Annotated in this window: 1 protein-coding gene; it reads right to left on the bottom strand. The window is 46.9% G+C overall.

Annotation, left to right across the window (positions count from 1 at the left end):
- Window positions 1-14 precede the first annotated feature (14 nt).
- Window positions 15-565: ABC transporter ATP-binding protein (locus R7P64_RS24475; protein ID WP_318124218.1), on the bottom strand; the 551-nt coding region annotated here is incomplete at its 5' end.

The following is a 565-nucleotide window of genomic DNA, read 5'->3' as shown; positions in this document are numbered from 1 at the left end:
CACGAACAGGCCCTTCAGACACCTAAATATGCCTCCCTCACTTGTGGATTTTTTATCAACTCCTCGCCCGGGCCTTGGAGAACTATTTGGCCCACTTCCAAGACGTACGCGTAATGAGCTATATTTAACGCGGCAAAGGCATTTTGCTCGACGAGAAGTATGGTCTTGCCCTGAGCATTTATCTCTTTTATTATATCAAACACTTCCTTCACCAAGATGGGCGCAAGTCCCAAGGAGGGTTCATCCATCATGACAAGCTGCGGATTGCCCATGAGCGCTCTGCCTAGGGCAAGCATCTGTTGTTCTCCTCCCGACAGAGTCCCTCCCTTTTGCCAAGTCCTCTCCTTAAGCCTCGGGAAAAGTTCAAATACCCACTCTAGATCCCTTTTTATTCCCTCTTCATCCTTTCTCAAGTAAGCTCCCAGCATCAAATTTTCCATAACGGTCAGGTTCGGAAAGATCTTTCTGCCCTCGGGAACCAAAACGATGCCCTTTTCCACTATTTTTTCCGGAGATAATCTCGAGATATCCTCGTCATTATAAGATATTATCCCGTTCTTTTGCC

Origin of the sequence: Vibrio sp. 2304 (assembly GCF_033339475.1) — a bacterium.
Classification (GTDB): domain Bacteria; phylum Pseudomonadota; class Gammaproteobacteria; order Enterobacterales; family Vibrionaceae; genus Vibrio; species Vibrio alginolyticus.
This window is presented reverse-complemented; position numbering and strand designations above follow the sequence as displayed.